This window comes from Pseudomonas sp. VE 267-6A, from assembly GCF_024126555.1.
Lineage (GTDB): Bacteria > Pseudomonadota > Gammaproteobacteria > Pseudomonadales > Pseudomonadaceae > Aquipseudomonas > Aquipseudomonas palmensis.
The window spans coordinates 77881-102778 of sequence record NZ_JAMYBY010000018.1; the positions used below are offsets into that span (position 1 = coordinate 77881).

General features: G+C 64.6%; 20 protein-coding genes. 12 read left to right on the plus strand and 8 right to left on the minus strand.

Going from position 1 to position 24898, the window contains the following annotated elements; genetic code table 11:
* Positions 1 to 37 precede the first annotated feature (37 nt).
* Together NJH59_RS20405 and NJH59_RS20410 are read right to left on the minus strand one after the other, a co-directional pair.
* Positions 38 to 661 carry a DNA-3-methyladenine glycosylase gene (locus tag NJH59_RS20405; RefSeq protein ID WP_229589622.1) on the minus strand — a complete coding sequence of 208 codons (624 nt, stop codon included), beginning with the start codon at positions 659 to 661 and terminating at the stop codon, positions 38 to 40.
* Between the two features lie 152 nt (positions 662 to 813).
* Positions 814 to 2139, minus strand: a complete 1326-nt coding sequence (locus NJH59_RS20410) for a PLP-dependent aminotransferase family protein (protein WP_253087238.1) — start codon at positions 2137 to 2139, stop codon at positions 814 to 816.
* An 88-nt stretch (positions 2140 to 2227) separates the two neighbouring features.
* Between NJH59_RS20410 and NJH59_RS20415 the strand changes: the two genes are divergently transcribed.
* The 4 genes from NJH59_RS20415 (at position 2228) to NJH59_RS20430 (ending at position 4567) form a co-directional block, all read left to right on the plus strand.
* Positions 2228 to 3184 carry a threonine dehydratase gene (locus NJH59_RS20415; RefSeq protein WP_210015450.1) on the plus strand — a complete coding sequence of 319 codons (957 nt, stop codon included), beginning with the start codon at positions 2228 to 2230 and terminating at the stop codon, positions 3182 to 3184.
* 57 nt (positions 3185 to 3241) lie between these two features.
* Positions 3242 to 3496, plus strand: a complete 255-nt coding sequence (locus NJH59_RS20420) for a type II toxin-antitoxin system HicA family toxin (protein WP_253087239.1) — start codon at positions 3242 to 3244, stop codon at positions 3494 to 3496.
* Positions 3493 to 3825, plus strand: a complete 333-nt coding sequence (locus NJH59_RS20425; protein WP_043864168.1) for a type II toxin-antitoxin system HicB family antitoxin — start codon at positions 3493 to 3495, stop codon at positions 3823 to 3825. Before NJH59_RS20420 ends, NJH59_RS20425 begins: the two co-directional genes overlap by 4 nt.
* Positions 3826 to 3907: 82 nt before the next feature.
* A complete protein-coding gene (locus NJH59_RS20430) occupies positions 3908 to 4567 on the plus strand; it encodes a LysE family translocator (protein WP_078481629.1) in 660 nt (219 codons plus the stop codon).
* 193 nt (positions 4568 to 4760) lie between these two features.
* Here NJH59_RS20430 and NJH59_RS20435 read toward each other — a convergent pair whose 3' ends face one another.
* Genes NJH59_RS20435 through NJH59_RS20445 form a run of 3 tightly spaced genes read right to left on the minus strand, consistent with a single transcriptional unit; the run spans position 4761 to position 7007 of the window.
* On the minus strand, positions 4761 to 5540 hold the full coding sequence (locus NJH59_RS20435; protein ID WP_054914949.1) for an AraC family transcriptional regulator: 780 nt from the start codon (positions 5538 to 5540) through the stop codon (positions 4761 to 4763).
* Positions 5541 to 5549: 9 nt separating this feature from the next.
* Positions 5550 to 6020, minus strand: a complete 471-nt coding sequence (locus tag NJH59_RS20440) for a MaoC family dehydratase (RefSeq protein WP_043864165.1) — start codon at positions 6018 to 6020, stop codon at positions 5550 to 5552.
* A 42-nt stretch (positions 6021 to 6062) separates the two neighbouring features.
* A complete protein-coding gene (locus NJH59_RS20445; RefSeq protein ID WP_253087245.1) occupies positions 6063 to 7007 on the minus strand; it encodes an alpha/beta hydrolase in 945 nt (314 codons plus the stop codon).
* Positions 7008 to 7208: 201 nt separating this feature from the next.
* Here NJH59_RS20445 and fadD2 point away from each other — a divergent pair, with 201 nt between their 5' ends.
* Complete coding sequence (gene fadD2, locus NJH59_RS20450; RefSeq protein WP_043864163.1) at positions 7209 to 8897, plus strand: long-chain-fatty-acid--CoA ligase FadD2; 1689 nt, start codon at positions 7209 to 7211, stop codon at positions 8895 to 8897.
* Between the two features lie 283 nt (positions 8898 to 9180).
* Positions 9181 to 10878 (plus strand): long-chain-fatty-acid--CoA ligase FadD1, encoded by a 1698-nt coding sequence (gene fadD1, locus NJH59_RS20455; protein ID WP_043864162.1) that lies wholly within the window; start codon positions 9181 to 9183, stop codon positions 10876 to 10878.
* A 90-nt stretch (positions 10879 to 10968) separates the two neighbouring features.
* Here fadD1 and NJH59_RS20460 read toward each other — a convergent pair whose 3' ends face one another.
* Both NJH59_RS20460 and NJH59_RS20465 read right to left on the minus strand, forming a co-directional pair.
* Positions 10969 to 12276, minus strand: a complete 1308-nt coding sequence (locus tag NJH59_RS20460) for an FAD-binding oxidoreductase (RefSeq protein WP_054914947.1) — start codon at positions 12274 to 12276, stop codon at positions 10969 to 10971.
* A 28-nt stretch (positions 12277 to 12304) separates the two neighbouring features.
* Complete coding sequence (locus tag NJH59_RS20465; RefSeq protein WP_253087240.1) at positions 12305 to 13669, minus strand: glutamine synthetase family protein; 1365 nt, start codon at positions 13667 to 13669, stop codon at positions 12305 to 12307.
* Positions 13670 to 14112: 443 nt separating this feature from the next.
* Between NJH59_RS20465 and hrpA the strand changes: the two genes are divergently transcribed.
* The 6 genes from hrpA to NJH59_RS20495 all read left to right on the plus strand — a co-directional run bounded on the left by hrpA (position 14113) and on the right by NJH59_RS20495 (position 22927).
* On the plus strand, positions 14113 to 18024 hold the full coding sequence (gene hrpA, locus NJH59_RS20470) for an ATP-dependent RNA helicase HrpA (RefSeq protein WP_100634637.1): 3912 nt from the start codon (positions 14113 to 14115) through the stop codon (positions 18022 to 18024).
* A gap of 194 nt (positions 18025 to 18218) precedes the next feature.
* Positions 18219 to 19340: a beta-ketoacyl-ACP synthase III gene (locus tag NJH59_RS20475; RefSeq protein WP_043864158.1), complete on the plus strand. Its 1122-nt coding sequence runs from the start codon at positions 18219 to 18221 to the stop codon at positions 19338 to 19340.
* A gap of 12 nt (positions 19341 to 19352) precedes the next feature.
* Entirely contained in the window at positions 19353 to 19961 is a 609-nt protein-coding gene (locus tag NJH59_RS20480) for a sigma-70 family RNA polymerase sigma factor (protein WP_043864157.1), read from the plus strand.
* Positions 19955 to 20188 (plus strand): anti-sigma factor, encoded by a 234-nt coding sequence (locus NJH59_RS20485; RefSeq protein WP_253087241.1) that lies wholly within the window; start codon positions 19955 to 19957, stop codon positions 20186 to 20188. The genes NJH59_RS20480 and NJH59_RS20485 overlap by 7 nt, the downstream gene beginning before the upstream one ends.
* Positions 20189 to 20394: 206 nt before the next feature.
* Complete coding sequence (locus NJH59_RS20490) at positions 20395 to 21708, plus strand: porin (RefSeq protein WP_043864155.1); 1314 nt, start codon at positions 20395 to 20397, stop codon at positions 21706 to 21708.
* Between the two features lie 94 nt (positions 21709 to 21802).
* Entirely contained in the window at positions 21803 to 22927 is a 1125-nt protein-coding gene (locus tag NJH59_RS20495) for a GNAT family N-acetyltransferase (protein WP_253087242.1), read from the plus strand.
* Positions 22928 to 23004: 77 nt separating this feature from the next.
* Here the strand turns inward: NJH59_RS20495 and NJH59_RS20500 are convergent, their stop codons facing one another.
* A complete protein-coding gene (locus NJH59_RS20500; RefSeq protein WP_196932161.1) occupies positions 23005 to 24834 on the minus strand; it encodes an ABC transporter ATP-binding protein in 1830 nt (609 codons plus the stop codon).
* Between the last annotated feature and the right edge of the window lie 64 nt (positions 24835 to 24898).

Consider the following 24898-nt stretch of genomic DNA (forward strand, 5'->3'; position numbering starts at 1 on the left):
CGGCACTCCGGGTCTTGCGGTGGAATTCGCCCGGGTTTCATCCGGTGGCGGGTACGCGCCACAGGTACCAGGCGGCCACGGTGCGATACGGGCTCCACGGGGCGCCCAGTTCCAGCATCTGTTTGCGCGTGGGCTGGGCGGGCAGGGCGAACAGGCGACGGTAGCCTTCGCGCACGCCGAAGTCATCGGCGGGCAGGGTGTCCATGTGTTCAAGGGTGTAGATCAGCAGCATCTCCACGGTCCAGCGTCCAACCCCGCGCAGTTGCGTCAGGCGCTCGATCAGGCTGGTTTCGTCGAGACGGCGGGCCAGCTCATGGTCGGGTACCAGGCCGTCGAGGCGAGCCTGGGCGATGCCCTGGATAGTGGCCAGCTTGCTCGCGGAAAACCCGCAGGCACGCAGTTGCTCGGGCGCGGTGGCCAGCAGTTGCTCGGGGGTGGGGAAGGCCTGCCCGGGGTACAGCGCCAGGAACCGCCGCAGGATCGCTTCGGCGGCCCTGGCGTGCAATTGCTGGTAGGCAATCGACCTGACCAGCGCCTGATACGGGTCGCGGGTGGGCAGCGTTTGGTGCAGGCATGGGCCGATGCGCTCGATATGCGCGGCCCACTTCGGGTCGAGGCTGGCCAGGTGGGCGCAGGCCTGGGTATAGAACAGCGGGTTCATGCCGGTTTCCGTGGGTAAGGGAGCAGGTTCAGTGTAGAAAAGGTGACTGGGGTTTCACTCCGGATGTTGCGATTGAATTGGAGGGCCTCTTCGCCGGCACCGGTACCGCGTTCTCTGCAGGAGCCGGCCTTGCCGGCGAAGGGGCGGCCCGCTCACCCTGAAACCACTGCCGCCACCCTTTCCAGCGCCTGCTTCAACTGCACCCGGCTCTGCGCCGCCGACAGGCTGATGCGCACCGCTGCCCGGTCGCCCTGGCGCACCGCGAACACCTCGGCTGGCACCACTGCCACGCCGGCATCACGGCACGCTGTGGCGTGCACACCGTTGACCCAGACATGCGGCGAAGGCACATCCCCCACCAATGCCTTGCCCAGTATCCGCCTGGCCATCCGCCAGCGCTGACCCACTTCTTCACGCTGCCAGGCCACGCGTCGCGCCGCGGTGCCGTCATCGATCCAGCGGCAGGCGATCTCCAGGTCCAGCGGCGACACCGGCCAGTGTGTTGCCTGGGCATGCGGGTCGATGCGCGCCAGCAACTCGGCGCTGCCGACGATCCAGCCCAGGCGCAAACCGGCCGCGACGCTCTTCGACAGGCTGGTGACCAGCACGCCGCGCCCGCCCACCTGTGCCAGCAGCGCCGGGGTATCGGCCAGGGCACCGTAGACATCATCCTCGATCAAGATCAGGGCATGGCGCTCGATCACTGCGGCAATGGCGGCCTGGCGCGCTGCTCCCATGCAGGCGCCGGTGGGGTTCTGCAGGGTCGGCGTCAGCACCACGACCCGCGCGCCGGTGGCACGTGCGACACGGTCCAGGTCGTCGGGCTGGATGCCCTGGCCGTCCAGCGCAACCTCGTGCAACGGCAGGCGCAATTGTCGACAGGCCGCCTTGATGCCGGGTGCGGTCAAGGCCTCGACCATCACGGCGTCTCCTGGCTGGCACAGCGAAAGCAGCACGTTGAACAACCCCAGCTGGGCACCGCCGCACAGCAGCACCTGGCGCTCGTCCAGTTGCAGGCCGCGCCGGCGCAGCCAGGCGGCGCCCTGAAGGCGCCCGCGCAGCAACTGTTCGGCACCCAGGTAATGCTCGAGCTGGCCGGCAGGGCCTTGTTCCAGCAGATGGCGCAAGGCATGCGCCAGGTCGGGGTTGCTGTCGTCGGCCACCGGCACATTGGTCGACAGGTCGATCTGCGTCGCTTGCTGGCCGGGTTGCTTGAGGCGGAACAGCGTGGCTTCCTTGCTGCCCGCCAGCACGTAGGTGCCGCGCCCTACCTCACCGGACACCAGGTGCCGGGCCGCTGCCTCGCGGTACGCCTGCTGGGTGGTGCTGGGGTTCAGGCCCAGGTTCCAGGCCAGGCGCCGCTGCGGCGGCAGGCGCTCGCCCACTTTCAGCTCGCCGCTTTCGATCGCCCGCGCAATCGCCTCGACCAGTTCGAGGTAGCGGGGCAGGGAGGTGTCGCCTAGGGTGGGGGTCCACATTTATTGTTGGCCATGCAATATAAGGGTTCACCCATACAATGCGGCGCGACTAGGATCAGGTCAATTCCCCTGGCCATCGAGGTGCCTCATGTTCGACCTGTCCGCCCTGCGCGACGCTGCCCGCCTGGTACACACCCGCGTTCCTGCCACGCCCCAGTACGCCTGGCCACGCCTGGCCGAACGCGTGGGCTGCCAGGTGTGGGTCAAGCACGAGAATCACGCGCCCACCGGTGCCTTCAAGGTTCGCGGCGGGCTGCTGTACGTGCAGGCGCTGCTGGCGCGCTCACCCACGGTGCGCGGGCTGGTCACCGCCACCCGTGGCAACCACGGGCAGAGCCTGGCGCTGGCGGCGCGCAGTGCCGGGTTGCCGATCATCATCGTGGTGCCCGAGGGCAACTCGCGAGAAAAGAATGCCGCCATGCGCGCGCTGGGTGCGCAACTGGTGGAGCATGGCGCCGATTTCGACCTGGCGCGGGCCGAGGCGGCGCGACTGGCGCAGGTGCACGGCTATGAAAGCGTGCCGCCGTTCCACCCGGACCTGATCCGCGGCGTGGCCACCTACGCGCTGGAGCTGTTCGAGGCCGTACCGGCGCTGGACTGCGTGTACGTGCCGATCGGCATGGGCTCGGGCATCTGCGGGCTGATTCGTACCCGTGACCTGCTGGGGCTGCACACCGAGATCGTCGGGGTGGTGTCCACCGAGGCCGATGCCTTTGCCTCGAGTTTCGAGCAGAACCGCATCGTCACCACCGAAACCGCCAACACCTTCGCCGACGGCATGGCATGCCGCATGCCCTTGCCCGAGGCGTTCGAGATCATCCGCCAGGGCGCGGCGCGGGTGGTGCGCGTCAGCGACCCTGAAATCGCCAACGCCATGCGCATCTTCCACGAAGACACGCACAACACCGCCGAAGGTGCCGGTGCGGCGGGGCTGGCGGCGTTGTTGCAGGAGCGCGAGCATCAGCAGGGGCGCAAGGTGGCAGTGGTGCTCAGTGGCGCCAATATCGACCGGGAGCGGTATGCGCAGGTGCTGGCGGGTCACTGAAAGATCCTGAATGACTCCTTTGGAAAAAATGCTATCTTATTTTGATAGCATTTTCCGATGAACAATCGATATCGAAAGACCCTCGATGCCATTTTTCGGATACCGACCCTTTCTTCTGTGGGCTTCTCCGATATTGAAGCGCTGGTTCTCCATCTTGGGGGGCGGGTCATCGAGCGTGAGGGCTCAAGGCTCAAGCTGGTGCTGGGCGATCAGCAGTGGCGCTGCCACCGCCCGCACCCAGGCAAAGAGGCCAAGCGATATCAGGTTGAAGAAGCTCGTGAATTTCTCTCGCGGGCAGGAGTTCAGGTATGAGCAGCATGACTTACAAGGGCTATTCGGCCCGTGTCGAATACGACGCACGCGACGATATCTTCGTCGGGCGGGTACTCGGGGTTCGAGACATCATCAGTTTTCACGCAAGCTCCGTGAGTGCGCTGCATGAAGCGTTTAGCCTGGCGCTTGAAGACTACCTGGCCGATTGTGCTGAACAGGGCATCGCTCCCGAGAAACCGGCTTCTGGCAAGGTGATGCTGCGTATCCGGCCAGAGGTGCACGCCGCTGCCAGCATCGCGGCGCAGGCTGCAGGCAAGAGTCTCAATCAATGGGCCGATGAGGTCTTCGAGCGGGCCGCGCGGGCCTGAGCACGGCAATTTCTTCCAATACAACACCCTCCATCACTGAGTCTAATGGCGCCTGCCCTTCATCGTCGGTAGTCGAGCGTTCATGCCATTTTCCAACGGATTTCTTCTCAGCCTGTCGTTGTGCCTGGATATCGGCGTGGCCAATATCGCCATGATCACCCTGGCCATGCAGCGCGGCTTTCTGCAGGGCTTCTGGCTGGGGCTGGGCACCTGTGTGGGGGATCTGATCTATGCCGTGGCGGCATTGCTCGGCATGACCGTGCTGCTGCAGTTCACCAGCGTGCGCTGGGTGTTGTGGGTGGGCGGTTCGCTTTTGCTGGTGTGGTTTGCACTGAAGATGCTGCTGGCCGCCTGGCGCGGCAATGCGCATATGGACACCAGCCAGCAGGTGGTGCGCGAATCGCCCTGGCGCGAGTTTCTGCGCGGCATCTTTCTGGCCATGTCTTCGCCCAGCGCGATCCTGTGGTTTGCCGCGGTCGGCGGGGTGCTGATCTCGCGCTCCGGCGCAGGCGGCATGCTCGAGGCCGGGTTGTTTCTCAGCGGGTTCTTCATTGCCGGGCTGCTGTGGTGCGCGTCGCTGTGCACCTTGGCCAGCCACGGCGGGCGCCTGCTGGGCGACCGTCTGCTGACCTGGTCGTACCTGGCCTCGGCGGGCATCTTCTGCTATTTCGCGGTGTACGTGATCGTATCGGGCTATCGCGAATTCATCCTCGCCGCGCCGGTCGCCGGGGCGGGTCTATAATCAGTCGGTCACCGGCAAGCAGGTGTCGCGCTCAGCGGAGGGCCTGTCATGAAAGGTCTGGATGCGAAAAAATCGGTCAAGAAGAAACCCGCCAAAACCGCCAAGGAAAAGCGCACGGCAAAACGTTCCAAGGACGGGACGGCAGGCTTTTTGCCGCATTGACCGGTCAGGGCTGCGCCAGCAGCTCTTTTGCTTATGAAGGCTTGAACGCCTGCCAGTAATGATGGGGCGTGGCGCCCATTACCCGGCGAAAACTGTTGATGAAATGGCTCTGGTCGTAGAAGCCCAGAAGCTGGGCCACGTCCAGCGGGTGCAGGCCGGCGCGCAGGCAACGGCGTGCCTCGATCAGGCGCAGTTGCATGTGGTACTGCAGGGGTGCCAGCCCTGTGGCCTTCTTGAAGCTGCGCACGAAGTGGTACTTGCTCAACCCGGCCACCTGCGCAAGCTCGTCCAGCTCAAGCTTGTGCCCCAGGTGCTGGCGCATGAACTGCAGCGCCTGGGCCAATGCGTGGCTGTATTCGCCGGGCCTGCCGGGCGACTGCTCCAGCCATTGCGCCAGCAGGGCCAACAAGGCTTCCTCCTGATGGCCGGAGTGTGCCGGCGCACGGGCGAAGGCCACGATCGCCTGGCACAGCGCAGGCTGGTCGAACACGCCTTGCTCGAACAGCGGGCTGTTCAGGTTGTTCTGGCTGACCAACCGGGCTATCGCCTCGGGCGCCATGTGCAGGCTGATGTACTCCACGCCTGCCGGGTCGAAGGTGGAGGCCTGCACCGCCAGCGGGTTGTACAGGGTCACCTGACCCGGCGCCGCCTGCAGCTCACGTCCGTCCAGCCAGATCTGCTCGCAACCGCTCAGGTTAACGCCCAGCACATACTCGTCATGGGCATGACGCGGAAAGCTGGCGGCGCTGGCCCTGACCCAGTAGGCCTCGACCAGGCCGCCCGCCTGCAGGTGCTCGGTAACCAGCGCCATGGGCCGCTATCAGCCGATGGTGATCGGCGGCGGGCTCACCAGGTCGACGCTCTGCTGCTTGCGCGGGGCGAGGATCTCGGCTTCGCCGTCCACCACCAGTTCGTCGTGCTGGTTGAACACGCGGGTGGCAATGCGCACGCGGAACTTGGGCAGCTTCTCGAGGATTTCCAGGCGCACGGTCAGGGTGTCGCCGATCTTCACCGGCTTCTGGAAGCTCATCTGCTGGCCCAGGTAGATGGTGCCGGGGCCGGGCAGTTCGCAGGCCACTGCGGCACTGATCAGCGCGCCGCTGAACATGCCGTGGGCAATGCGTTCCTTGAACATGCTCCTGGCCGCGAATTCGGCATCCAGGTGCACCGGGTTGTGGTCACCGGACATCGCGGCGAACAGCTGGATGTCGCGTTCTTCGACCGTCTTGCTGAAGCTGGCGGTCTGGCCCACTTCGAGGGCTTCGTAAGGCGTGTTGGTGACCTGGGTCATGCAGGCTGTTTCCTTCAAGGTTCGGACAAGGTGCGTACTGTATCACTCGCTGCGGGCCGGGCGGCCCTGGGTCAGCGCCTGCTCGAGCCAGGCGATGAGCGCCGCCGTCACCTCGTCACGGTTGGTTTCGTTGAGCAGTTCATGGCGTGCCTGCGGGTAGAGCTGCAATTGCACGCGCTGATTGCCGGCAAGGCGCAGGGCGCCGACCAGATCCTTCAGACGCTTGCCGGCGCTCACCGGATCACATTCGCCGCCCATCACCAGGATCGGCAGGTTGGGATCGATCTGTGCCAGGTGCCGCGGCTGGCTGATGTGTTCCAGGCCCATCAGCAGGTCGACCCACAGGCGGTTGGTGCAGCGAAACCCGCACAGCGGGTCGGCCACGTAGGCGTCGACCTCGGCGCTGTCGCGGCTGAGCCAGTCGAAGGCCGTGCGGTTGGGCTTGAACGCCTTGTTGAACGAACCGAACGACAGCCAGTCGATCAGGGCGCTGCGTCCCAGCGGGCCCTGGCGCCAGGCTTCGAGGCGGGCGATCACGCAGGCCGCGCGGTACAGCGCCGGTGGCTGGAAGTTGGAGCCGCTGAGCACCGCCCCCTGCAGGCTGGCGCTGTGGTGCAGCAGGTAGGCCTGGACGATGTAGCTGCCCATGCTGTGGCCGAACAGGAACAGCGGGGCGCCCGGGTGCTGCTGGCCGATGTGCTGGGCCAGGCTGGCCAGGTCGTTGACCACGCTGTCCCAGCCCTGGTGGCTTGCGAACAGCCCCAGGGTGCCGTGTTCGGCGGTGCACCCGTGGCCGCGCTGGTCGTGGGCATACAGCGCGAAGCCGGCAGCGCTCAGGGCCTGCCCGAGGCGCTGGTAGCGCCCGGCATGCTCGGCCATGCCATGGGCCAGCAGCACCACGGCCCGGATCGGCGCGGCGGGCAGCCATTGATACACATGCAGGCTGCAATGGTTGCTGGCCGGCAGCCAGAACACGTCGTGGTTCATGGCGGTTCCCTTGCGCAAGTGGCTGATCCTGCAAGTGTATAGCCCATTTGTGTAATTGAACGGATGATGGCAACAAGATTCAGAATGTTAATGACAGGTCTTGGCATGTTTGCCCCCTGCGGCTTAACTGCTAACGTCGGCACACGATGCGATTTTCTGCATGCAGGCAGCCCACAGGCTCAGGAATGAGGACAAGAATAAATGCAAGCTGACTTCTGGAATGACAAGCGCCCCGCGGGCGTGCCCTCACATATCGACCTGACTGTCTACAAGTCGGTGCTGGAGGTGTTCGAGCGCTCCTGCAAGCGCTTCGCCGACCGCCCGGCGTTCACCAACCTGGGCGTCACCCTGACCTACGCCGATCTGGATCGCCAGTCCGCGGCCTTTGCCGGCTACCTGCAACAGCACACCGACCTGGTGCCGGGTGATCGCATCGCGGTGCAGATGCCCAACGTGCTGCAGTACCCGATTGCCGTGTTCGGCGCGATGCGAGCCGGGCTGATCGTGGTCAACACCAACCCGCTGTACACCGCGCGCGAGATGCGCCACCAGTTCAAGGACTCCGGCGCCCGTGCCCTGGTGTACCTGAACATGTTCGGCAAGCTGGTACAGGAGGTGCTGCCCGATACCGGCATCGAGGTGCTGATCGAGGCGAAGATGGGCGACCTGCTGCCGCTGGCCAAGGGCTGGCTGGTGAACACCGTGGTGGCGCGGGTCAAGAAGATGGTGCCGGCGTATCATCTGCCCCAGGCGGTGCCGTTCCGGCAGGTGATGCGCCAGGGCCGTGGCCATGCGCTCAAGCCGGTGCAAGTGACGCTCGATGACGTGGCGGTGCTGCAGTACACCGGCGGCACCACCGGCCTGCCCAAGGGCGCGATGCTCACCCACGGCAACCTGGTGGCCAACATGCTGCAGGTGCTGGCGTGCTTTTCGCAGTTGGGGCCGGACGGGCAGAGAATGATCAAGGAAGGCCAGGAGGTGATGATCGCGCCGCTGCCGCTGTATCACATCTATGCCTTCACCGCGAACTGCATGTGCATGATGGTCACCGGCAATCACAACGTGCTGATCACCAACCCGCGCGACATACCGGGCTTTGTCAAAGAGCTGAAAAAGTGGCGCTTCTCGGCATTGCTGGGCCTGAACACGCTGTTCGTGGCACTGATGGAAAATCCGGATTTCAAGAACCTGGACTTCTCCTCGCTGAAGGTCACCAACTCCGGCGGCACGGCGCTGGTCAAGGCCACTGCCGAGCGCTGGGAGAGCATCACGGGGTGTCGCATCGTCGAAGGCTATGGCCTGACCGAAACCTCGCCGGTGGCCAGCACCAACCCCTACGGCCAGCAGGCGCGCCTGGGTACGGTCGGCATACCGCTGCCCGATACCGCGTACAAGGTGATCGATGATGACGGCAACGAGCTGGCCCTGGGCGAGCGCGGCGAGCTGTGCATCAAGGGGCCGCAGGTGATGAAGGGCTACTGGCAGCGTCCGGACGCCACCGCCGAGGTGCTCGATGCGCAGGGCTGGCTCAAGACCGGCGATATTGCAGTGATCGACCCGGACGGCTTCACGCGCATCGTCGACCGCAAGAAGGACATGATCATCGTGTCGGGCTTCAACGTGTACCCCAACGAGATCGAGGACGTGGTGATGGCGCACCCCAAGGTGGCCAACTGCGCGGCCATCGGAGTGCCGGACGAGCGTTCCGGCGAGGCGGTGAAACTGTTCGTGGTGCCACGCGATGGCGGCGTGAGCGTCGAGGAGCTCAAGGCCTACTGCAAGGCCAACTTCACCGGCTACAAGGTGCCCAAGCAGATCGTGCTGCGCGATTCGCTGCCGATGACCCCGGTGGGCAAGATCCTGCGCCGGGAATTGCGCGATATCGCCTGAAAGCCATTCGCCGGCCAGGCTGGCTCCTACTTTGCCGTGTAGGAGCCGGCCTTGCCGGCGAAGCTTTTGCTGAATAGACCCTTTACTCTAAAAATGACTACTGGGTATTCGTTAGTCATTTATGTGACTTTGCGGCCCACTTTGGCTCTAGGCGCCCTCTGGCAAAGCTGCTACTCTCGGCGCGCTTCTGATGCTTCGGTTTGTAGCAATCCGTCATCACATATCAATAATAATCGCGTCGACTGCGGAGAAGATTTCGCTGTTGCTGGAGGAGTGGGCTTCCATGATCGAACACTTTTGGAAGGATAAGTACCCAGCCGGGGTTGCCTCGCAAATCAATCCTGATGAGTATCCGAACATTCAAGCGGTATTGAAGCAGTCCTGCCAGCGTTTCGCCGACAAGCCGGCGTTCAGCAACCTGGGCAAGACCCTCACCTATGGCGAGCTGTATGAGCTGTCGGGGGCGTTTGCCGCCTACCTGCAGCAGCATACCGACCTGCAGCCCGGTGACCGCATCGCGGTACAACTGCCAAACGTATTGCAATACCCCGTGGCCGTCTTCGGTGCGATGCGCGCCGGGCTCATCGTGGTCAACACCAACCCGCTGTACACCGCGCGGGAGCTGGAACACCAGTTCAACGATTCCGGTGCCAAGGCGCTGGTGTGCCTGGCCAACATGGCCCACCTGGCCGAAAAGGTCGTTCCCAAGACCCAGGTCAAGCACATCATTGTCACCGAAGTGGCCGACCTGCTGCCACCGCTCAAGCGTCTGCTGATCAATAGTGTGATCAAGTACGTGAAAAAGATGGTGCCGGCCTACCACCTGCCCAAGGCCGTCAAGTTCAACGATGCGCTGGCCAAGGGGCAGGGCAAGGCGGTCAACGAAGTCAGCCCCGACAGCGGCGATGTCGCCGTGCTGCAGTACACCGGTGGCACCACGGGTGTGGCCAAGGGTGCGATGCTGACCCACCGCAACCTGGTGGCCAACATGCTGCAATGCCGTGCGCTGATGGGCTCGAACCTGGGCGAGGGCTGCGAGGTCCTGATCACGCCGCTGCCGCTGTACCACATCTATGCCTTCACCTTCCATTGCATGGCGATGATGCTGATCGGCAGCCACAACATCCTGATCAGCAACCCGCGCGACCTGCCGGCGATGGTCAAGGAACTGTCCAAGTGGAAGTTCACCGGCTTCGTCGGCCTGAATACCCTGTTCGTGGCCCTGTGCAACAACGAGACCTTCCGCAAGATGGACTTCTCGGGGCTCAAGCTCACCCTGTCGGGCGGCATGGCCCTGCAGGTGGCGGTGGCCGAACGCTGGAAGAGCGTCACCGGTTGCTCCATCTGCGAAGGCTACGGCATGACCGAGACCAGCCCGGTGGCGGCGGTCAACCCGGCCGAGCACAACCAGATCGGTACCATCGGCATTCCGCTGCCGTCGACCCTGTGCAAGGTGATCGACGACAATGGCAAGGAGCTGGCGCTGGGCGAGATCGGCGAGCTGTGCATCAAGGGCCCGCAGGTGATGAAGGGCTACTGGCAGCGCGAAGAGGCGACCACCGAGATCCTGGATGCCGACGGCTGGCTCAAGACCGGTGATATCGCGGTGATCCAGACCGATGGCTACATGCGCATCGTCGACCGCAAGAAGGACATGATTCTGGTGTCCGGCTTCAACGTTTACCCGAACGAACTCGAAGACGTGCTGGCGACCCTGCCGGGCGTGTTGCAGTGCGCCGCCATTGGCGTGCCGGACGAGAAATCGGGCGAACTGATCAAGATCTTCATCGTGGCGCGGCCGGGTGTGACCCTGACCAAGGACCAGGTGATGGAGCACATGCGCGCCAATGTCACGGCGTACAAGGTGCCGCGTCTGATCGAGTTCCGCGATGCCTTGCCGACCACCAACGTGGGCAAGATCCTGCGGCGCGAGTTGCGCGATGAGGAGTTGAAGAAGCTGGGCCTCAAGAAGATCGCCTGAGGTTTAACCTTCGGGCCTCATCGCGGGTCAAGCCCGCTCCCACAAGGACAGTAGTGATCCCTGTGGGAGCGGGCTTGACCCGCGATGTTTTCAACGCAGTTTCTCAAGCATCTGGTAGTACCACATCCCCGCCGCCAGCAATGGGTTGCCTAGCACATCGCCCATCGGCACCTTGATGTGGCTGCAGCCGGCAAAGGTATCGAATCGGCTCAATGTGCCGGTGATCGCTTCGGCCATGATCTCGCCCATGATGTGGCTGGTGGCAATGCCATGCCCCGAATACCCCTGGCAGTACCACACGTTGTCCGACAGCTTGCCCAACTGCGGAATGCGGTTGACCACGATGCCCATCGCGCAGCTCCACTGGAACTCGATCGGCACGCCCTTGAGCGCCGGAAAGGTTGCCTCGATGCACGGGCGCAGCTCCCCCGCGATATCCCGCGAATCACGTCCCGAATAATTGGCCCCGCCACCGAACAGCAGGCGCCCGTCTGCGGTCATGCGGTAATAGTCGAGCACGAAGCGGCAGTCGTACACCGCCAGGTCCTGCGGGTTGAGCTTGCGGGCCAGCTCGCCCAGTGGGGTGGTGGTCACGATGCCGCCCATGGCCGGGAAGATCTTGCCCTTGAGCTGGGGCTTTTCCAGCTTGTGGTACACGTCGCCGGCCAGCATCACCTGGCGTGCGTTGACCCGGCCCTTGGCCGTGACAACCGCAGGTTTGTCGCCATGCACGATCTCCAGCACTTCGGAGTTTTCGAAGATCAGCGCCCCCAGCTGGTGCGCCGCCCGCGCCTCGCCCAGGCACAGGTTGAGCGGGTGCAGGTGCAGGTTGCGCAGGTTCTTCAGCGCGCCCAGGTACAACGGGCTGTCCAGGTGCTGGCGCACCGCCTCGCGGTCGAGCATCTGCACCTGCTCGCCCATGCCGCGCCGCTGGGCTTCGTCGGCGAAGGCCTGCAGTTCGGTCATGTGCGCAGGCTTCATGGCCGCGTGCAGGTGACCGTGCTTGAGGTCGCAGTCGATGGCATAGCGTTCGACCCGTTGCTGGATGATGTCGTGGCCGCGAAAGCGCAGTTGCCAGATGAAATCGTCCACGTCATCGCCCAGGCGCTTGCGCATCTGTTTGCGCATGGCCTCGTCACCCGACAGGCTGCCGGTGACCTGGCCGCCGTTGCGCCCGCTGGCGCCCCAGCCGATACGGTTGGTTTCGACGATGGCCACCTTCAGGCCGCGCTCGGCCAGTTCCACCGCGCTGGCCACGCCGGTGAAGCCGCCACCGATGATCACCACGTCGACCTCGACCGTGCCCTGCAGGGTCGGGTACTGGGTGGTGTCGTTCAGGCTGGCGGTGTAGTAGGAGGCGCTGCGCTGGGCGGTGCCGTGGTTGAGGGCTGCATTCATGGGTGTGTTCCTTGAAGAATAAGGGGGCTCAGGCCTGGGTCAGGTACCAGCGCCAGTCCTGCTCGCCGACCTCGGCCATGAACTGGCGGTACTCGGCGCGCTTGACCGCCAGGTACACCCCGAGGAAGGCCTCGCCGAACGCTTCGCGCGCCCAGCTGGAGCGCTCCAGCGCGGTCAGCGAGGTCAGCCAGTCGGTGGGCAGCAGCGTCTTGGCCTGGGCGTAGCCGTTGCCCTGCACCGGGGCGCCGGGGTCCAGTTGCTGGCGGATGCCATGGTGGATGCTGGCCAGAATGGCTGCGGCTGCCAGGTACGGGTTGGCATCGGCGCCGCAGATGCGGTGTTCGATATGTCGGGTATTGGCCGGCCCGCCGGGCACGCGCAGGCTCACGGTACGGTTGTCCACACCCCAGGTCGGCGCCAGCGGTGCATAGCTGTTGGCCTGGAAGCGGCGATAGGAGTTGGCGTTGGGGCAGAACAGCAGCAGCGAGTCGAGCAGCATGGCCAACATGCCGCCCACCGACTGGCGCAGCAGGGGCGTGCCGGCCTTGTCTTCGCTGGCGTACAGGTTGTGGCCGGCGGCGTCGGCCAGGCTCACGTGCATGTGCATGCCGGTGCCGGCCAGGTGCTCGAACGGCTTGGCCATGAAGCAGGCCTGCATGCCGTGCTTGTGTGCCACGCCCTTGACCAGGCGCTTGTAGCGCACCGCCTGGTCCATGGCCAGCAAGGCGTCGCCGTGCTCCAGGGTGATCTCCACCTGGCCGGGGGCGTATTCGGAAATCGCGGTACGCGCAGGGATGCCCTGGGCCTTGCAGGCGCTGTACAGGTCGGCCAGAAACGGTTCGATCTGCTCCAGCTCGCGCAGGCCGTATACCTGGGTGGCGCGGGGGCGACCGCCGTCGGTATCCAGTGCCGGTTGCGGGTGGCCCAGGTGATCGCGCTTCTGGTCGAGCAGGTAGAACTCCAGCTCGCAGGCCATTACCGGCTCATAGCCATCGGCCTTGAGCGCGTCGACCACCTTGGCCAGTAGTTGGCGTGGATCGGCGACGGTGGCCGGCAGGCCTTCGCTGGGGTGCATGCTCACCTGCACTGCCGCCGTGGGGATCTGCCGCCACGGCATGCGCACCAGGCTGCCGGCCAGCGGGTATGCGCGGCAGTCGATATCGCCCACGTCCCATACCAGCCCCGAGTTCTCCACATCGTCGCCATTGAGGGTCAGGCCGAGGATGGTGCTGGGCAGCGGCCGCCCGCTTTCGTACACGGCCAGCAACTCCTCGCGGTGCAGCAGCTTGCCGCGGGGCATGCCGTTGGCGTCGAGGATGAACAACTCGATCATCTCGATATCGGGGTTGGCGGCCAGGAAATCCTCGGCCTCGGAAACAGGGGCAAACTGCATGGTGCACTCGCTTACGCCGTGGCGGCGTACAGGATCGCGCGCCAGTGGGCACGTCGATCGGTCGACAGGGTGGCCGCAACCGGGCCAGCGGTATCAGTGGGGTGCGAGGGCGGTATCTGGTGGGCGGGCATGGCGGCAATGCCACAAGGCCCAGAACGCGAGGATGCTATTGAACAGCGGATTTTCACCGGGGCGCGCCCGCACCTTCGGGAACGAAGGGCGCATCAGGGGGCGGGGCGTACACGCTGGCAAAGTCATGCACGGATACTCCCACGCGTGGGAAGGTTCATTAAATCGGCCTTTGTATACCTTCAGTTAATCAATGGCTAAACAATGGCCCTGCATGGCGAACCGTGCCGTGGCAGGGCAAATCTGCGACAATCCCCGACCAAACTACGCCGATCATGTGAAAGCAGGCTCACCTGCATTATTAAAAAGACGTCATGACTGACCAGAACGCCGCCATCGAGCAACTGCTGAAAAACCTTGACCATGCCATGATCGCCGAGCGTCATCGCCTGCGTCGGCAACTGCATGACCTGCGCAAGCGCCCCGACGAGGCCAAGCTGGCCCAGTGGGCCGCCCGGGTACAGGCCTCCTGCGATCAGGTCGCCGCGCGCAAGGCCAGCGTGCCGCGCATCCGCTACGACGACAGCCTGCCGATCGCGGCCAAGCGTGACGAAATCAAGAAGGTGCTGGCCGCCCACCAGGTGCTGATCATCGCGGGCGAAACCGGCTCGGGCAAGACCACCCAGTTGCCCAAGATCTGCCTGGAACTGGGCCGCGGCCAGCATGGCCAGATCGCCCACACCCAGCCGCGCCGGATTGCCGCGCGCAGCGTGGCCACCCGCGTGGCCGAAGAGCTGGGTACGCCGCTGGGCGCGCTGGTCGGCTACCAGGTGCGCTTCGAAGACCAGAGCGATGCCAACACCCTGGTCAAGCTGATGACCGACGGCATCCTGCTGGCCGAAACCCAGCACGACCGCTTTCTGGAACGCTACGACACGATCATCGTCGACGAAGCCCACGAACGCAGCCTGAACATCGACTTCCTGCTCGGCTACCTCAAGACCCTGCTGCCGCGGCGCCCCGACCTCAAGGTCATCATCACCTCCGCGACCATCGACCTGGAGCGCTTTTCCAGGCACTTCAACGATGCGCCGATCATCGAGGTGTCCGGGCGTACCTACCCGGTCGAGACCTGGTACCGGCCGCTGACCAGCGAGCAGGACGAGGAGGGCAACCGCGTCGAGGACGATCTGACCGTCGACCAGGCGATCCTGGCCACCCTCGACGAGATTGCCGCCCATGAGCGCAGCATCGGCAAGGGCCCGGGCGACGTGCTGGTGTTCCTGCCCGGCGAGCGCGAAATTCGCGATGCCGCCGAGATGCTGCGCAAGGCACAGCTACGCCACACCGAAATCCTGCCGTTGTATGCACGGCTGTCGCCGGCCGAGCAGCAGAAGATCTTCCAGTCCCATCCGGGGCGGCGCGTGGTGCTGGCCACCAACGTTGCGGAAACCTCGCTGACCGTACCGGGCATTCGCTACGTGATCGACAGCGGCACGGCTCGCATCAGCCGCTACAGCTACCGTGCCAAGGTGCAGCGCCTGCCCATCGAGGCGGTGTCCCAGGCCAGTGCCAACCAGCGCAAGGGCCGTTGCGGGCGGGTCGAACCGGGCATCTGCGTGCGCCTGTACAGCGAGGACGACTTCAATGGTCGGCCCGCCTTTACCGACCCCGAGATCCTGCGCACCAACCTGGCTGCGGTGATCCTGCAGATGCTGCACCTGCGCCTGGGCGAGATCGACGCCTTCCCGTTCATCGAGCCGCCGGATGGCAAGGCAATCAGCGACGGCTTCAACCTGCTGCAGGAGCTCTCGGCAGTCAATCGCGAGAACCAGCTGACCCCGCTGGGCCGCCAGCTGGCGCGCCTGCCGGTGGACCCGCGTCTGGGCCGCATGCTGCTCGAAGGCGCCAAGCAGGGCAGCCTGCAGGAACTGCTGATCGTGGCCAGTGCACTGTCGGTGCAGGACCCCCGCGAGCGTCCACCCGAGCGCCAGCAGGCTGCCGACCAGGCCCATGCGCAGTGGAAGGACAGCGACTCGGACTTCGCCGCGCTGGTCAACCTGTGGCGTGGGTTCGAAGAACAGCGTCAGGCCCTGACGGCCAGCCCACTGCGCAACTGGTGCCGCAAGAATTTCCTGAATTACCTGCGTCTGCGCGAATGGCGCGATGCACACCGGCAACTGAGCCTGATCTGCCGCGACCTGCAGTTGAGCATCAACAAGGAGCCGGCCGACTACCCGCGCCTGCACAAGGCGATTCTGTCCGGGCTGCTCAGCCAGATCGGCCAGAAGACCGAGGACGGCGACTACCTGGGCGCGCGCCAGCGGCGCTTCTGGGTACACCCGTCCTCGGGCCTGGGCAAGAAACGCCCGCAATGGCTGATGACCGCCGAACTGGTCGAGACCACCAAGCTGTATGCGCGCATGGTGGCCAAGATCGAGCCGGACTGGATCGAGCCGCTGGCCGGGCACCTGATCAAGAAGAACCACTTCGAACCGCACTGGGAGAAGAAGCGCGGCCAGGTGGTGGCCTTCGAGCAGGTCACGCTGTACGGCATGATCGTGGTTGGCCGGCGCCCGGTGCACTACGGGCCGATCGACCCGCAGGCCTCGCGCGAGCTGTTTATCCGTCAGGCCCTGGTGGGCGGTGAGATCCAGTCGCGGGCCAAGTGCCTGGCGGCCAACACGCGCCTGCTCGAGCAGCTCGACGAGCTGGAGGCCAAGGCCCGCCGGCGCGACATCCTGGCTGATGAAGAGACCCTGTACGCCTACTACGAGGCGCGCCTGCCGGCCGAGATCCACCAGACCGCGACCTTCGACAGCTGGTACCGCGTCACCAGCCAGAAAGACCCGCAGTTGCTGATCATGCGCGAGGAGGACGTGCTGGCCCGCGAGGCCAGTGAAGTCACCGCCACGCAGTACCCCGATACCCTGCGCATCGGCGACCTGAGCCTGGCGCTGAGCTATCACTTCGAACCCAACCACCCCCGCGACGGCGTTACCGTGAGGGTGCCGGCGCCGCTGCTGCCCAGCCTGCCGGGCGAGCGCCTGGAATGGCTGGTGCCGGGGTTGCTGGAAGCCAAGTGCATTGCGCTGGTACGCAACCTGCCCAAGGCCTTGCGCAAGAACTTCGTGCCGGTGCCCGACTTCGTCAAGGCCGCCTTGCAGCGCATGACCTTCGCCGACGGCTCGCTGCCCCAGGCGCTGGGCCGCGAACTGCTGCGCATGACCGGTGCGCGGGTCAGCGACGAGGCCTGGGCCGAGGCGGCTGCGCAGGTGGAAGGCCATTTGCGCATGAACATCGAAGTGGTCGATGCCCAGGGCAAGTTCCTGGGTGAAGGCCGCGACCTGACCGAGCTGACGGCGCGCTTCGTTGCTGCCAGCCAGGCCGCGCTGGCCGTGCCGCAATCGGCCAAGGCCCAGCAGCCGGTGCAAGCCAAGGTGTTTGCCGAGGTGGCCCAGACCGCCCAGCAGAAGATCGCCGGGCTGTCTATGACGGTGTACCCGGCGCTGGTGGAAGAGGGCGGTACGGTCAAGGAAGGGCGCTTCTCGACCCAGGCCGAAGCCGAGTTCCAGCACCGCCGAGCCTTGCAGCGGCTGCTGCTGCAGCAACTGGCCGAGCCGGCGAAGTTCCTGCGCGGCAAGCTGCCGGGGCTGACCGAACTGGGCCTGCTGTACCGCGAGCTGGGGCGTGTCGATGCGCTGGTCGAGGACATCCTGCTGGCCAGCCTGGACACCTGCATCCTCGACGGCGAGAGCAGCCTGCCGCGCGACGGTGCCGGGCTTGCTTCGCTGGCCGAACGCAAGCGCGGCCACTGGGCCGATCACGCCGAGCGCCTGGCCCGCCTGACCCTCGAGATACTCAAGCTCTGGCACGGTCTGCAGAAGCGCTTCAAGGGCAAGATCGACCTGGCCCAGGCCGTGGCGCTCAACGACATCAAGCAGCAACTGGCCAACCTGGTGTACCCGGGTTTTGTGCGGGAAACCCCGGGCATCTGGCTCAAGGAACTGCCGCGCTACCTCAAGGCAGTGGAGCTGCGTCTGGAAAAACTCGGTTCGCAGGTGCAGAAGGACCGCGTGTGGAGCGGCGAGCTGAGCGGTCTGTGGGCACAGTACAAGGCGCGTGCCGACAAGCATGCCCAGGAGGGCAAGCGCGACGAGCAACTGGTGCTGTACCGCTGGTGGATCGAGGAATACCGCGTGTCGCTGTTTGCCCAGCAGTTGGGTACCAAGGTACCGATTTCCGACAAGCGCCTGGCCAAGCAATGGAGTCTGGTGGAAGCCTAATCCCCGGAACTTGTGGCACACTTGGCGAACTTCGCTACCGTGTCAGGTACCTGCCACGGTAGCTACAGAATGCAGCACAGCGTACTGCCCCGCTTGCCGGGTGCATTGCCTGTATTAATTGGTACTTTCGTGCCATTTGACCGACAGAACAGGCCGTTGCCCGGCAGGCAGCGGCCCCGAACAGAGGAACGACCGTGCATAACGTCGTCATCAGCGGCACCGGCCTGTACACCCCGGCCAACAGCATTTCCAACGAAGAGCTGGTCGAGTCTTTCAACACCTATGTGCAGCAGTTCAACGCCGACAATGCCGCTGCCATCGAACGGGGCGAAGTGCAGGCACTGGCCGAGTCGAGCGCTGCGTTCATCGAGAAGGCCTCGGGCATCAAGAGCCGCTTCGTGATGGACAAGGCCGGCATCCTCGATCCGCAGCGCATGAAGCCGCGCCTGCCGGAGCGTAGCAACGACGAGCCGTCGATCCTCTGCCAGATGGGCGTGGCAGCCGCCGAACAGGCCCTGGCGCGTGCCGGGCGCACCGCAGCCGATGTCGACGCGGTCATCGTCGCCTGCTCCAACCTGCAGCGCCCTTACCCGGCCATCGCCATCGAAGTGCAGCAGGCTTTGGGCATCGCCGGTTTCGGTTTCGACATGAACGTGGCGTGTTCGTCGGCGACCTTCGGCATTCAGGTCGCCTGCAACAGCGTGCAACTGGGGCAGGCCCGTTCGGTGCTGGTGATCAGCCCCGAGATCTGCACCGGCCACCTGAACTTCCGTGACCGTGACAGCCACTTCATCTTCGGCGACGCCGCCACGGCGGTGCTGGTCGAACGTGCCGACCTCGCTACCTCTGCGCACCAGTTCGATATCGTCAGCACCAAGCTGCTGACCCAGTTCTCCAACAACATCCGCAACAACTTCGGCTTCCTCAACCGCGCGGCGGAAGAGGGTATCGGTGCGCCGGACAAGCTGTTCGTGCAGGAAGGCCGCAAGGTGTTCCGCGAGGTGTGCCCGATGGTGGCCGAGCTGATCGGCCAGCACCTGAGCGAAAACAACCTCAACGTCAGTGACGTCAAGCGCTTCTGGCTGCACCAGGCCAACCTGAGCATGAACCACCTGATCGTCAAGAAGCTGCTGGGCCGCGACGCGCTGGTCGAGGAGGCCCCGGTGATTCTAGATACCTACGCCAACACCAGTTCGGCCGGCTCGGTGATCGCGCTGCACAAGCATCAGGACGACCTGCCCAAGGGTGCCCTCGGGGTGCTCAGTTCGTTCGGTGCCGGCTACTCGATCGGCAGCGTGATCCTGCGCAAACGTTGATCGCCCACGCCAGTGACGGCTGACGAACAGCGTTTGCTCGACCGCCTGCTGGCGGGAGAGCAGCGCGCGTTCGCCGAACTGGTTCAGACCTGCCAGGGCGCCATGCGCGCGGTGGCCTATGCCATCGTCGGCGAACGTGGCGCCGACGAGGTGGTGCAGGATGCCTGGCTGGCGGCGGTACGCGGTCTGGCGGGCTTCCAGCGCCGCTCCAGCCTCAAGACCTGGCTGCTGACCATCACCGCCAATACGGCCAAGACCCGTTACCGGCAAAACCGCCGCGAGGTGCTGCTCGACGACCTGCCGGCCCCCCATGGCAGCATCGACGACGCGCGTTTTGCCAGCGACGGTCACTGGCTGCTGGCGCCTTCGGCATGGCACGAAGACAGCCCCGAGGCCCTGCTCAGCCAGGAGCAGTTGCGCGAATGCCTGGAGCACACCCTGCTCAGCCTGTCGCAACTGCAGAGCAGTGTGCTGTTGTTGCGTGAGCGCCAGGGCCTCGAACTGGTGGAAATCTGTAATCTGCTCGACCTGTCGCTCTCCAATGTACGTGTGCTGCTGCACCGTGCACGCCTCAAGGTCTTCGCGACCCTGGAACATTTCGAGGACACCGGCCAATGCTGAACTGCAAGCAACTGGTCGCCTGCTCCAGTGATTACCTGGACGGGCAACTGACCCTGGGCGAGCGCCTGATGACGCGCCAGCACCTGCTGTTCTGTCGCAATTGTCGTCGCTTCATCAAGCAGTTGCGCCTGGCCCAGGCAACCCTCAAGGCGCTGCCGCCGGCGCCTGTTGAGGGGGCCGATGCCCTTGCGGCGCGGCTGGCCGCCGAGCGCCGGGCAACGCGCTGAAACCCCGCAACCAGCCCTGCAACGGGGCTGATTGTCTTATTCACATTCGAAGTAAAAAGTTCCCCTGTCACTAAATATTTATCTAACAGCCACTGATCTGAAATAACCCCCCGCCAAGATTCGTCCCCAGCACAAGTGGCCTGAGCCGCGTGTTTTTTCAACGTAATCAAGACCATAAACGTTATGAACGTAGGGGAGTTCCTTCGATGATCCGTAAGCACTTCGCAGGTTTCGCAGCCAGCGCCTTGGCAATGGCCGTTACCGCCCAGGCTTTCGCGGGCACCGTGACTACTGACGGCGCCGATATCGTAGTCAAGACCAAGGGTGGCCTGGAGGTCGCTACCGCTGACAAGGAATTCAGCTTCAAGCTGGGTGGCCGGGTCCAGGCCGACTACAGCCGCTTCGACGGTTTCTACACCAAGAACGGCGATACCGCCGATGCGGGCTACTTCCGCCGTGCCTACCTGGAACTGGGCGGTGTGATGTACACCGACTGGGCCTACCAGATCGCCTACGACTTCTCGCATAACTCCGGTGGCGACAACCGTTCCGAAGACGGTTACTTCGACGAAGCGTCGCTGGCCTACAACGGCTTCAAGCCGGTATCGATCAAGGTCGGTCGCTTCGACCCCGAGTTCGGCCTGGAAAAAGCCACCAGCTCCAAGTGGGTGACTGCCCAGGAGCGAACCGCTGCCTACGACCTGGTGGACTGGACCAACTCGCACAACGGCGGCTTCGGTATCCAGGCATCGGGTAACGCCGGTGACTCGCTGTACGGTTCGGCCGGCCTGTTCGCCAAGGACGCCACCAACCAGGACAAGGACGGCGACAGCTCCAAGCAGTTCAACCTGCGCGGTGTGTTCGCACCGATGCACGAGGCCGGCAACGTACTGCACGTTGGCCTGAACTACGCCCAGCGCGACCTTTCCGACACCGCGTTCGACGGCCGTATCCGCAGCCGCCTGGGCATGCGTGGGGTGAGCACCGACGGTGGCCAGGACGCCGGCAACAACGGCAACCGCCTGGTGCTGGGCGGCAACGCCACCACCCCGGCCGGTGCCTACGACACCGACAAGGCCTGGGGCCTGGAAGCCGCCTACGCGCTGGGCCCGTTCTCGGTGCAGGGCGAGTACATCAAGCGTGATGTTCAGGCAGACGACTCGGCCTTCTCCGACATCAAGGCCAAGGGTTACTACGGCCAGGTGGCCTACACCATCACCGGTGAAGCGCGTGGCTACAAACTCGGCAAGTTCGACAGCATCAAGCCTTCCAACAAGCAGATTGGTGCGTGGGAAGTGTTCTACCGCTACGACCACCTGAGCGTCGACGACAACAACGGCGCATTTGCCGACATCGGTGACGTGGAAGCCAAAGTGCACAACCTGGGTGTGAACTGGTACGCCAACGAGTCGATCAAGCTCAGCGGCGTGTACGTCAAGGCCAAGACCGACAACGCGCAGAACGCTGCCGGCGACGACAGCGGCGACGGTTTCGTGATGCGCGCGCAGTACGTGTTCTAAGCGTTACCCCTGCAACACACTCCTTCATCCGTTAGATCTTCGCCCCGCACCTGCGGGGCTTTTTTTTGCTCGCACGAGGGGGCAGACTGCGCGCATGCCCATCTCAATTCTGCCGCACCTTGCCGATATCGACGCCGCCACCTGGGATGCCCTGGTGCCGGATGCCCAGCCGTTCCTGCGCCAAGCCTTCCTGCGCAGCCTGGAAGACAGCGCCAGCGTCACCCCGCGCACCGGTTGGGCGCCGGCCCACCAGGTCCTGACCGACACTCAGGGCCAGGTACGGGCGGCCATGCCGGCCTACGTGAAGACCCATTCGTTCGGCGAGTACGTGTTCGATCACGGCTGGGCCGACGCCTGCGACCGCGCCGGTATCGACTACTACCCCAAGCTGCTGTGTGCGGTGCCGTTTTCACCGGTCAGCGGCGCGCGCCTGCTGGGTGATGCGCAGGCGGCGGGTGAGCTGATCGACGGCGTCAGCGATGCCCTGCTCGAACAGGGGCTGTCGGGCCTGCACGTGAACTTCACCGACCCGGCCAGCGACGAAGTATTGCGTGGGCGTGCGGGCTGGATGGAGCGCCTGGGGTGTCAGTTTCACTGGCGCAACCAGGGTTATCGGGACTTCCAGGATTTTCTCGACAGCCTCAGTTCGCGCAAGCGCAAGCAGATGCGCAAGGAACGCGAGCAGGTGGCGGGGCAGGGTATCGAGTTTCAGTGGTACCACGGCCATGAGCTGAGTGAGGCGCAGTGGGATTTCGTGTACGCATGCTATGCCAACACCTACGCCGTGCGCCGCCGTGCCCCGTACCTTACCCGGGCGTTTTTCAGCCTGCTGGCCGAACGCATGCCCGCGTCGATCCGCGTGGTGATGGCGCATCAGGGCGGGCGGGCGGTGGCGATGGCGTTCAGCCTGGTGGGCGGTGACAGCCTGTATGGGCGCTACTGGGGCTGCCTGGCGGAGTTCGACCGGTTGCATTTCGAGACGTGCTTCTATCAGGGCATGGACGTTGCCATTGCCGAAGGGTTGCAGCGTTTCGATGCCGGGGCGCAGGGCGAGCACAAGCTGATTCGCGGGTTCGAACCGGTGATCACGCGGTCCTGGCATTACCTGCTGCATCCGGGGTTGAAGGCGGCCGTGCAGGACTTTCTGGCGCAGGAGCGGGTGGGGGTGCTGGGGTATGCCGAGGAGGCGCGTACGGCGCTGCCCTTCAGGCAAGTCTGAACGCCAAGCCCGCTCTCGCAGGCGCAGTGAAATCCCTGTGGGAGCGGGCTTGACCCGCGATACCGTCGCCGCGGTGTTCAATCGACCCCGACAAACCCACCCGTCTGGTGATGCCACAGCCGTGCGTACAGCCCCTGGTGCGCCAGCAGTTCGGCATGGGTGCCCATCTCGGCAATCCGCCCCTGCTCCAGCACCACCAGCCGGTCCATCCGCGCGATGGTCGACAGGCGGTGCGCAATGGCGATCACCGTCTTGCCCTGCATCAGGGTCTCCAGGCTCTCCTGGATGGCTGCCTCCACTTCCGAATCCAGCGCCGAAGTGGCTTCGTCCATGATCAGGATCGGCGCATTCTTGAGCAGCACCCGCGCAATCGCGATGCGCTGGCGCTGGCCGCCGGACAGTTTCACGCCACGCTCGCCCACATGCGCATCGAAACCGGTGCGCCCCTGGGCATCGGACAGCTGAGGGATGAACTCATCGGCCCGCGCCCGGCGCACCGCCTCCCACAACTCCTCTTCTGTCGCATCCGGCCGGCCATACAGCAGGTTGTCGCGAATCGAGCGGTGCAGCAGCGAGGTGTCCTGGGTGATCATGCCGATCTGTGCGCGCAGGCTGGCCTGGCTCACCTGGGCAATGTCCTGGCCGTCGATCAGGATACGGCCACTTTCCAGGTCGTACAGGCGCAGCAGCAGGTTGACCAGGGTGGACTTGCCGGCGCCCGAGGGGCCGATCAGGCCGATCTTCTCGCCGGGGCGAATGTCCAGGGTCAGGTTGCTGATGATCCGGCTGCCCTGACCGTAATGAAAGTCGACGTTGTCGAAGCGCACCGCGCCGCGATCGACCTTGAGCGCCGGAGCATCTGGCGGATCGGTGACGGTGACCGGCTGGGCGATGGTCTTGAGGCCATCCTGCACCATGCCGATGTTCTCGAAGATGCCGTTGACCACCCACATGATCCAGCCCGACATGTTGACGATGCGGATCACCAGGCCGGTGGCCAGGGCGATGGCGCCCACGGTGATCAGCGACTGGCTCCACAGCCACAGCGCCAGGCCGGTGGTGGTGACGATCAGCAGCCCGTTGAGGCTGGTGATGACCACATCCATGCTGGTGATCACCCGCGAGGCCAGCTGGGTCTTTTCGGTCTGCTCGCGAATCGCTTCGCGGGCGTACTGGCGCTCGAAGTCGGTGTGGGCGAACAGCTTGAGGGTGGCGATGTTGGTGTAGCCATCGACAATGCGGCCCATCAGCTTGGAGCGCGCATCCGATGACACCACCGAGCGCTCCTTGACCCTGGGCACGAAATAGCACAGTGCGCCGATGTAGGCGAAGATCCAGACGGTCAGGGGCAGCATCAGGCGCCAGTCGGCCTCGGCGAACAGCACCAGCGAGCTGATCGCGTAGATCAGCACGTGCCACAGGGCGTCCACCGCCTGCACGGCCGAATCGCGCAGCGAGTTGCCGGTCTGCATGATGCGCTGGGCGATGCGCCCGGCAAAATCGCTCTGGAAGAAATTGAGGCTCTGCTTGAGCACATGGGTGTGGTTCTGCCAGCGGATCATGCTGGTCATGCCCGGGCTGATGGTCTGGTGCACCAGCAGGTCGTGCAGGCCGAAGAACAGCGGGCGCAGCAGCAGCGTGACCACCACCATCCAGATCAGCTCGCTGGCGTGATCGCTGAAGAAATCGGGGTTTGGCGTGCCCTGGGCCAGGTCGATGATGCGGCTCAGGTAACTGAACAGCGCCACTTCGATGAGCGAAGCCACCAGCCCCACCACCAGCAGTGCGGCAAAGCTGGGCCACACCTGGCGCAGGTAGTAGAAATAGAACGGCAGGACCTTGCCCGGCGGCGATGCGGTCGGTGCTTCGCGAAAGATATCGATCAGCTTTTCGAAATAGCGATACAACCTCAAAACTCTAACTCCTGTCTGACTCGACCGGGCCGGTCGTGGTTCACGTCCCTGTGAACAC

What these genes read in the sequence shown, in the direction of transcription:
- NJH59_RS20410 (WP_253087238.1), bottom strand. Translation starts at nt 2,139, where the DNA reads ATGTGGACCCCCACCCTAGGCGACACCTCCCTGCCCCGCTACCTCGAA.
- NJH59_RS20485 (WP_253087241.1), top strand. Translation starts at nt 19,955, where the DNA reads ATGCTGAACTGCAAGCAACTGGTCGCCTGCTCCAGTGATTACCTGGAC.
- NJH59_RS20405 (WP_229589622.1), bottom strand. Translation starts at nt 661, where the DNA reads ATGAACCCGCTGTTCTATACCCAGGCCTGCGCCCACCTGGCCAGCCTC.
- NJH59_RS20430 (WP_078481629.1), top strand. Translation starts at nt 3,908, where the DNA reads ATGCCATTTTCCAACGGATTTCTTCTCAGCCTGTCGTTGTGCCTGGAT.
- NJH59_RS20495 (WP_253087242.1), top strand. Translation starts at nt 21,803, where the DNA reads ATGCCCATCTCAATTCTGCCGCACCTTGCCGATATCGACGCCGCCACC.
- hrpA (WP_100634637.1), top strand. Translation starts at nt 14,113, where the DNA reads ATGACTGACCAGAACGCCGCCATCGAGCAACTGCTGAAAAACCTTGAC.
- NJH59_RS20415 (WP_210015450.1), top strand. Translation starts at nt 2,228, where the DNA reads ATGTTCGACCTGTCCGCCCTGCGCGACGCTGCCCGCCTGGTACACACC.
- NJH59_RS20435 (WP_054914949.1), bottom strand. Translation starts at nt 5,540, where the DNA reads ATGGCGCTGGTTACCGAGCACCTGCAGGCGGGCGGCCTGGTCGAGGCC.
- fadD2 (WP_043864163.1), top strand. Translation starts at nt 7,209, where the DNA reads ATGCAAGCTGACTTCTGGAATGACAAGCGCCCCGCGGGCGTGCCCTCA.
- NJH59_RS20445 (WP_253087245.1), bottom strand. Translation starts at nt 7,007, where the DNA reads ATGAACCACGACGTGTTCTGGCTGCCGGCCAGCAACCATTGCAGCCTG.
- NJH59_RS20490 (WP_043864155.1), top strand. Translation starts at nt 20,395, where the DNA reads ATGATCCGTAAGCACTTCGCAGGTTTCGCAGCCAGCGCCTTGGCAATG.
- NJH59_RS20465 (WP_253087240.1), bottom strand. Translation starts at nt 13,669, where the DNA reads ATGCAGTTTGCCCCTGTTTCCGAGGCCGAGGATTTCCTGGCCGCCAAC.
- NJH59_RS20420 (WP_253087239.1), top strand. Translation starts at nt 3,242, where the DNA reads ATGAACAATCGATATCGAAAGACCCTCGATGCCATTTTTCGGATACCG.
- NJH59_RS20440 (WP_043864165.1), bottom strand. Translation starts at nt 6,020, where the DNA reads ATGACCCAGGTCACCAACACGCCTTACGAAGCCCTCGAAGTGGGCCAG.
- fadD1 (WP_043864162.1), top strand. Translation starts at nt 9,181, where the DNA reads ATGATCGAACACTTTTGGAAGGATAAGTACCCAGCCGGGGTTGCCTCG.
- NJH59_RS20460 (WP_054914947.1), bottom strand. Translation starts at nt 12,276, where the DNA reads ATGAATGCAGCCCTCAACCACGGCACCGCCCAGCGCAGCGCCTCCTAC.
- NJH59_RS20425 (WP_043864168.1), top strand. Translation starts at nt 3,493, where the DNA reads ATGAGCAGCATGACTTACAAGGGCTATTCGGCCCGTGTCGAATACGAC.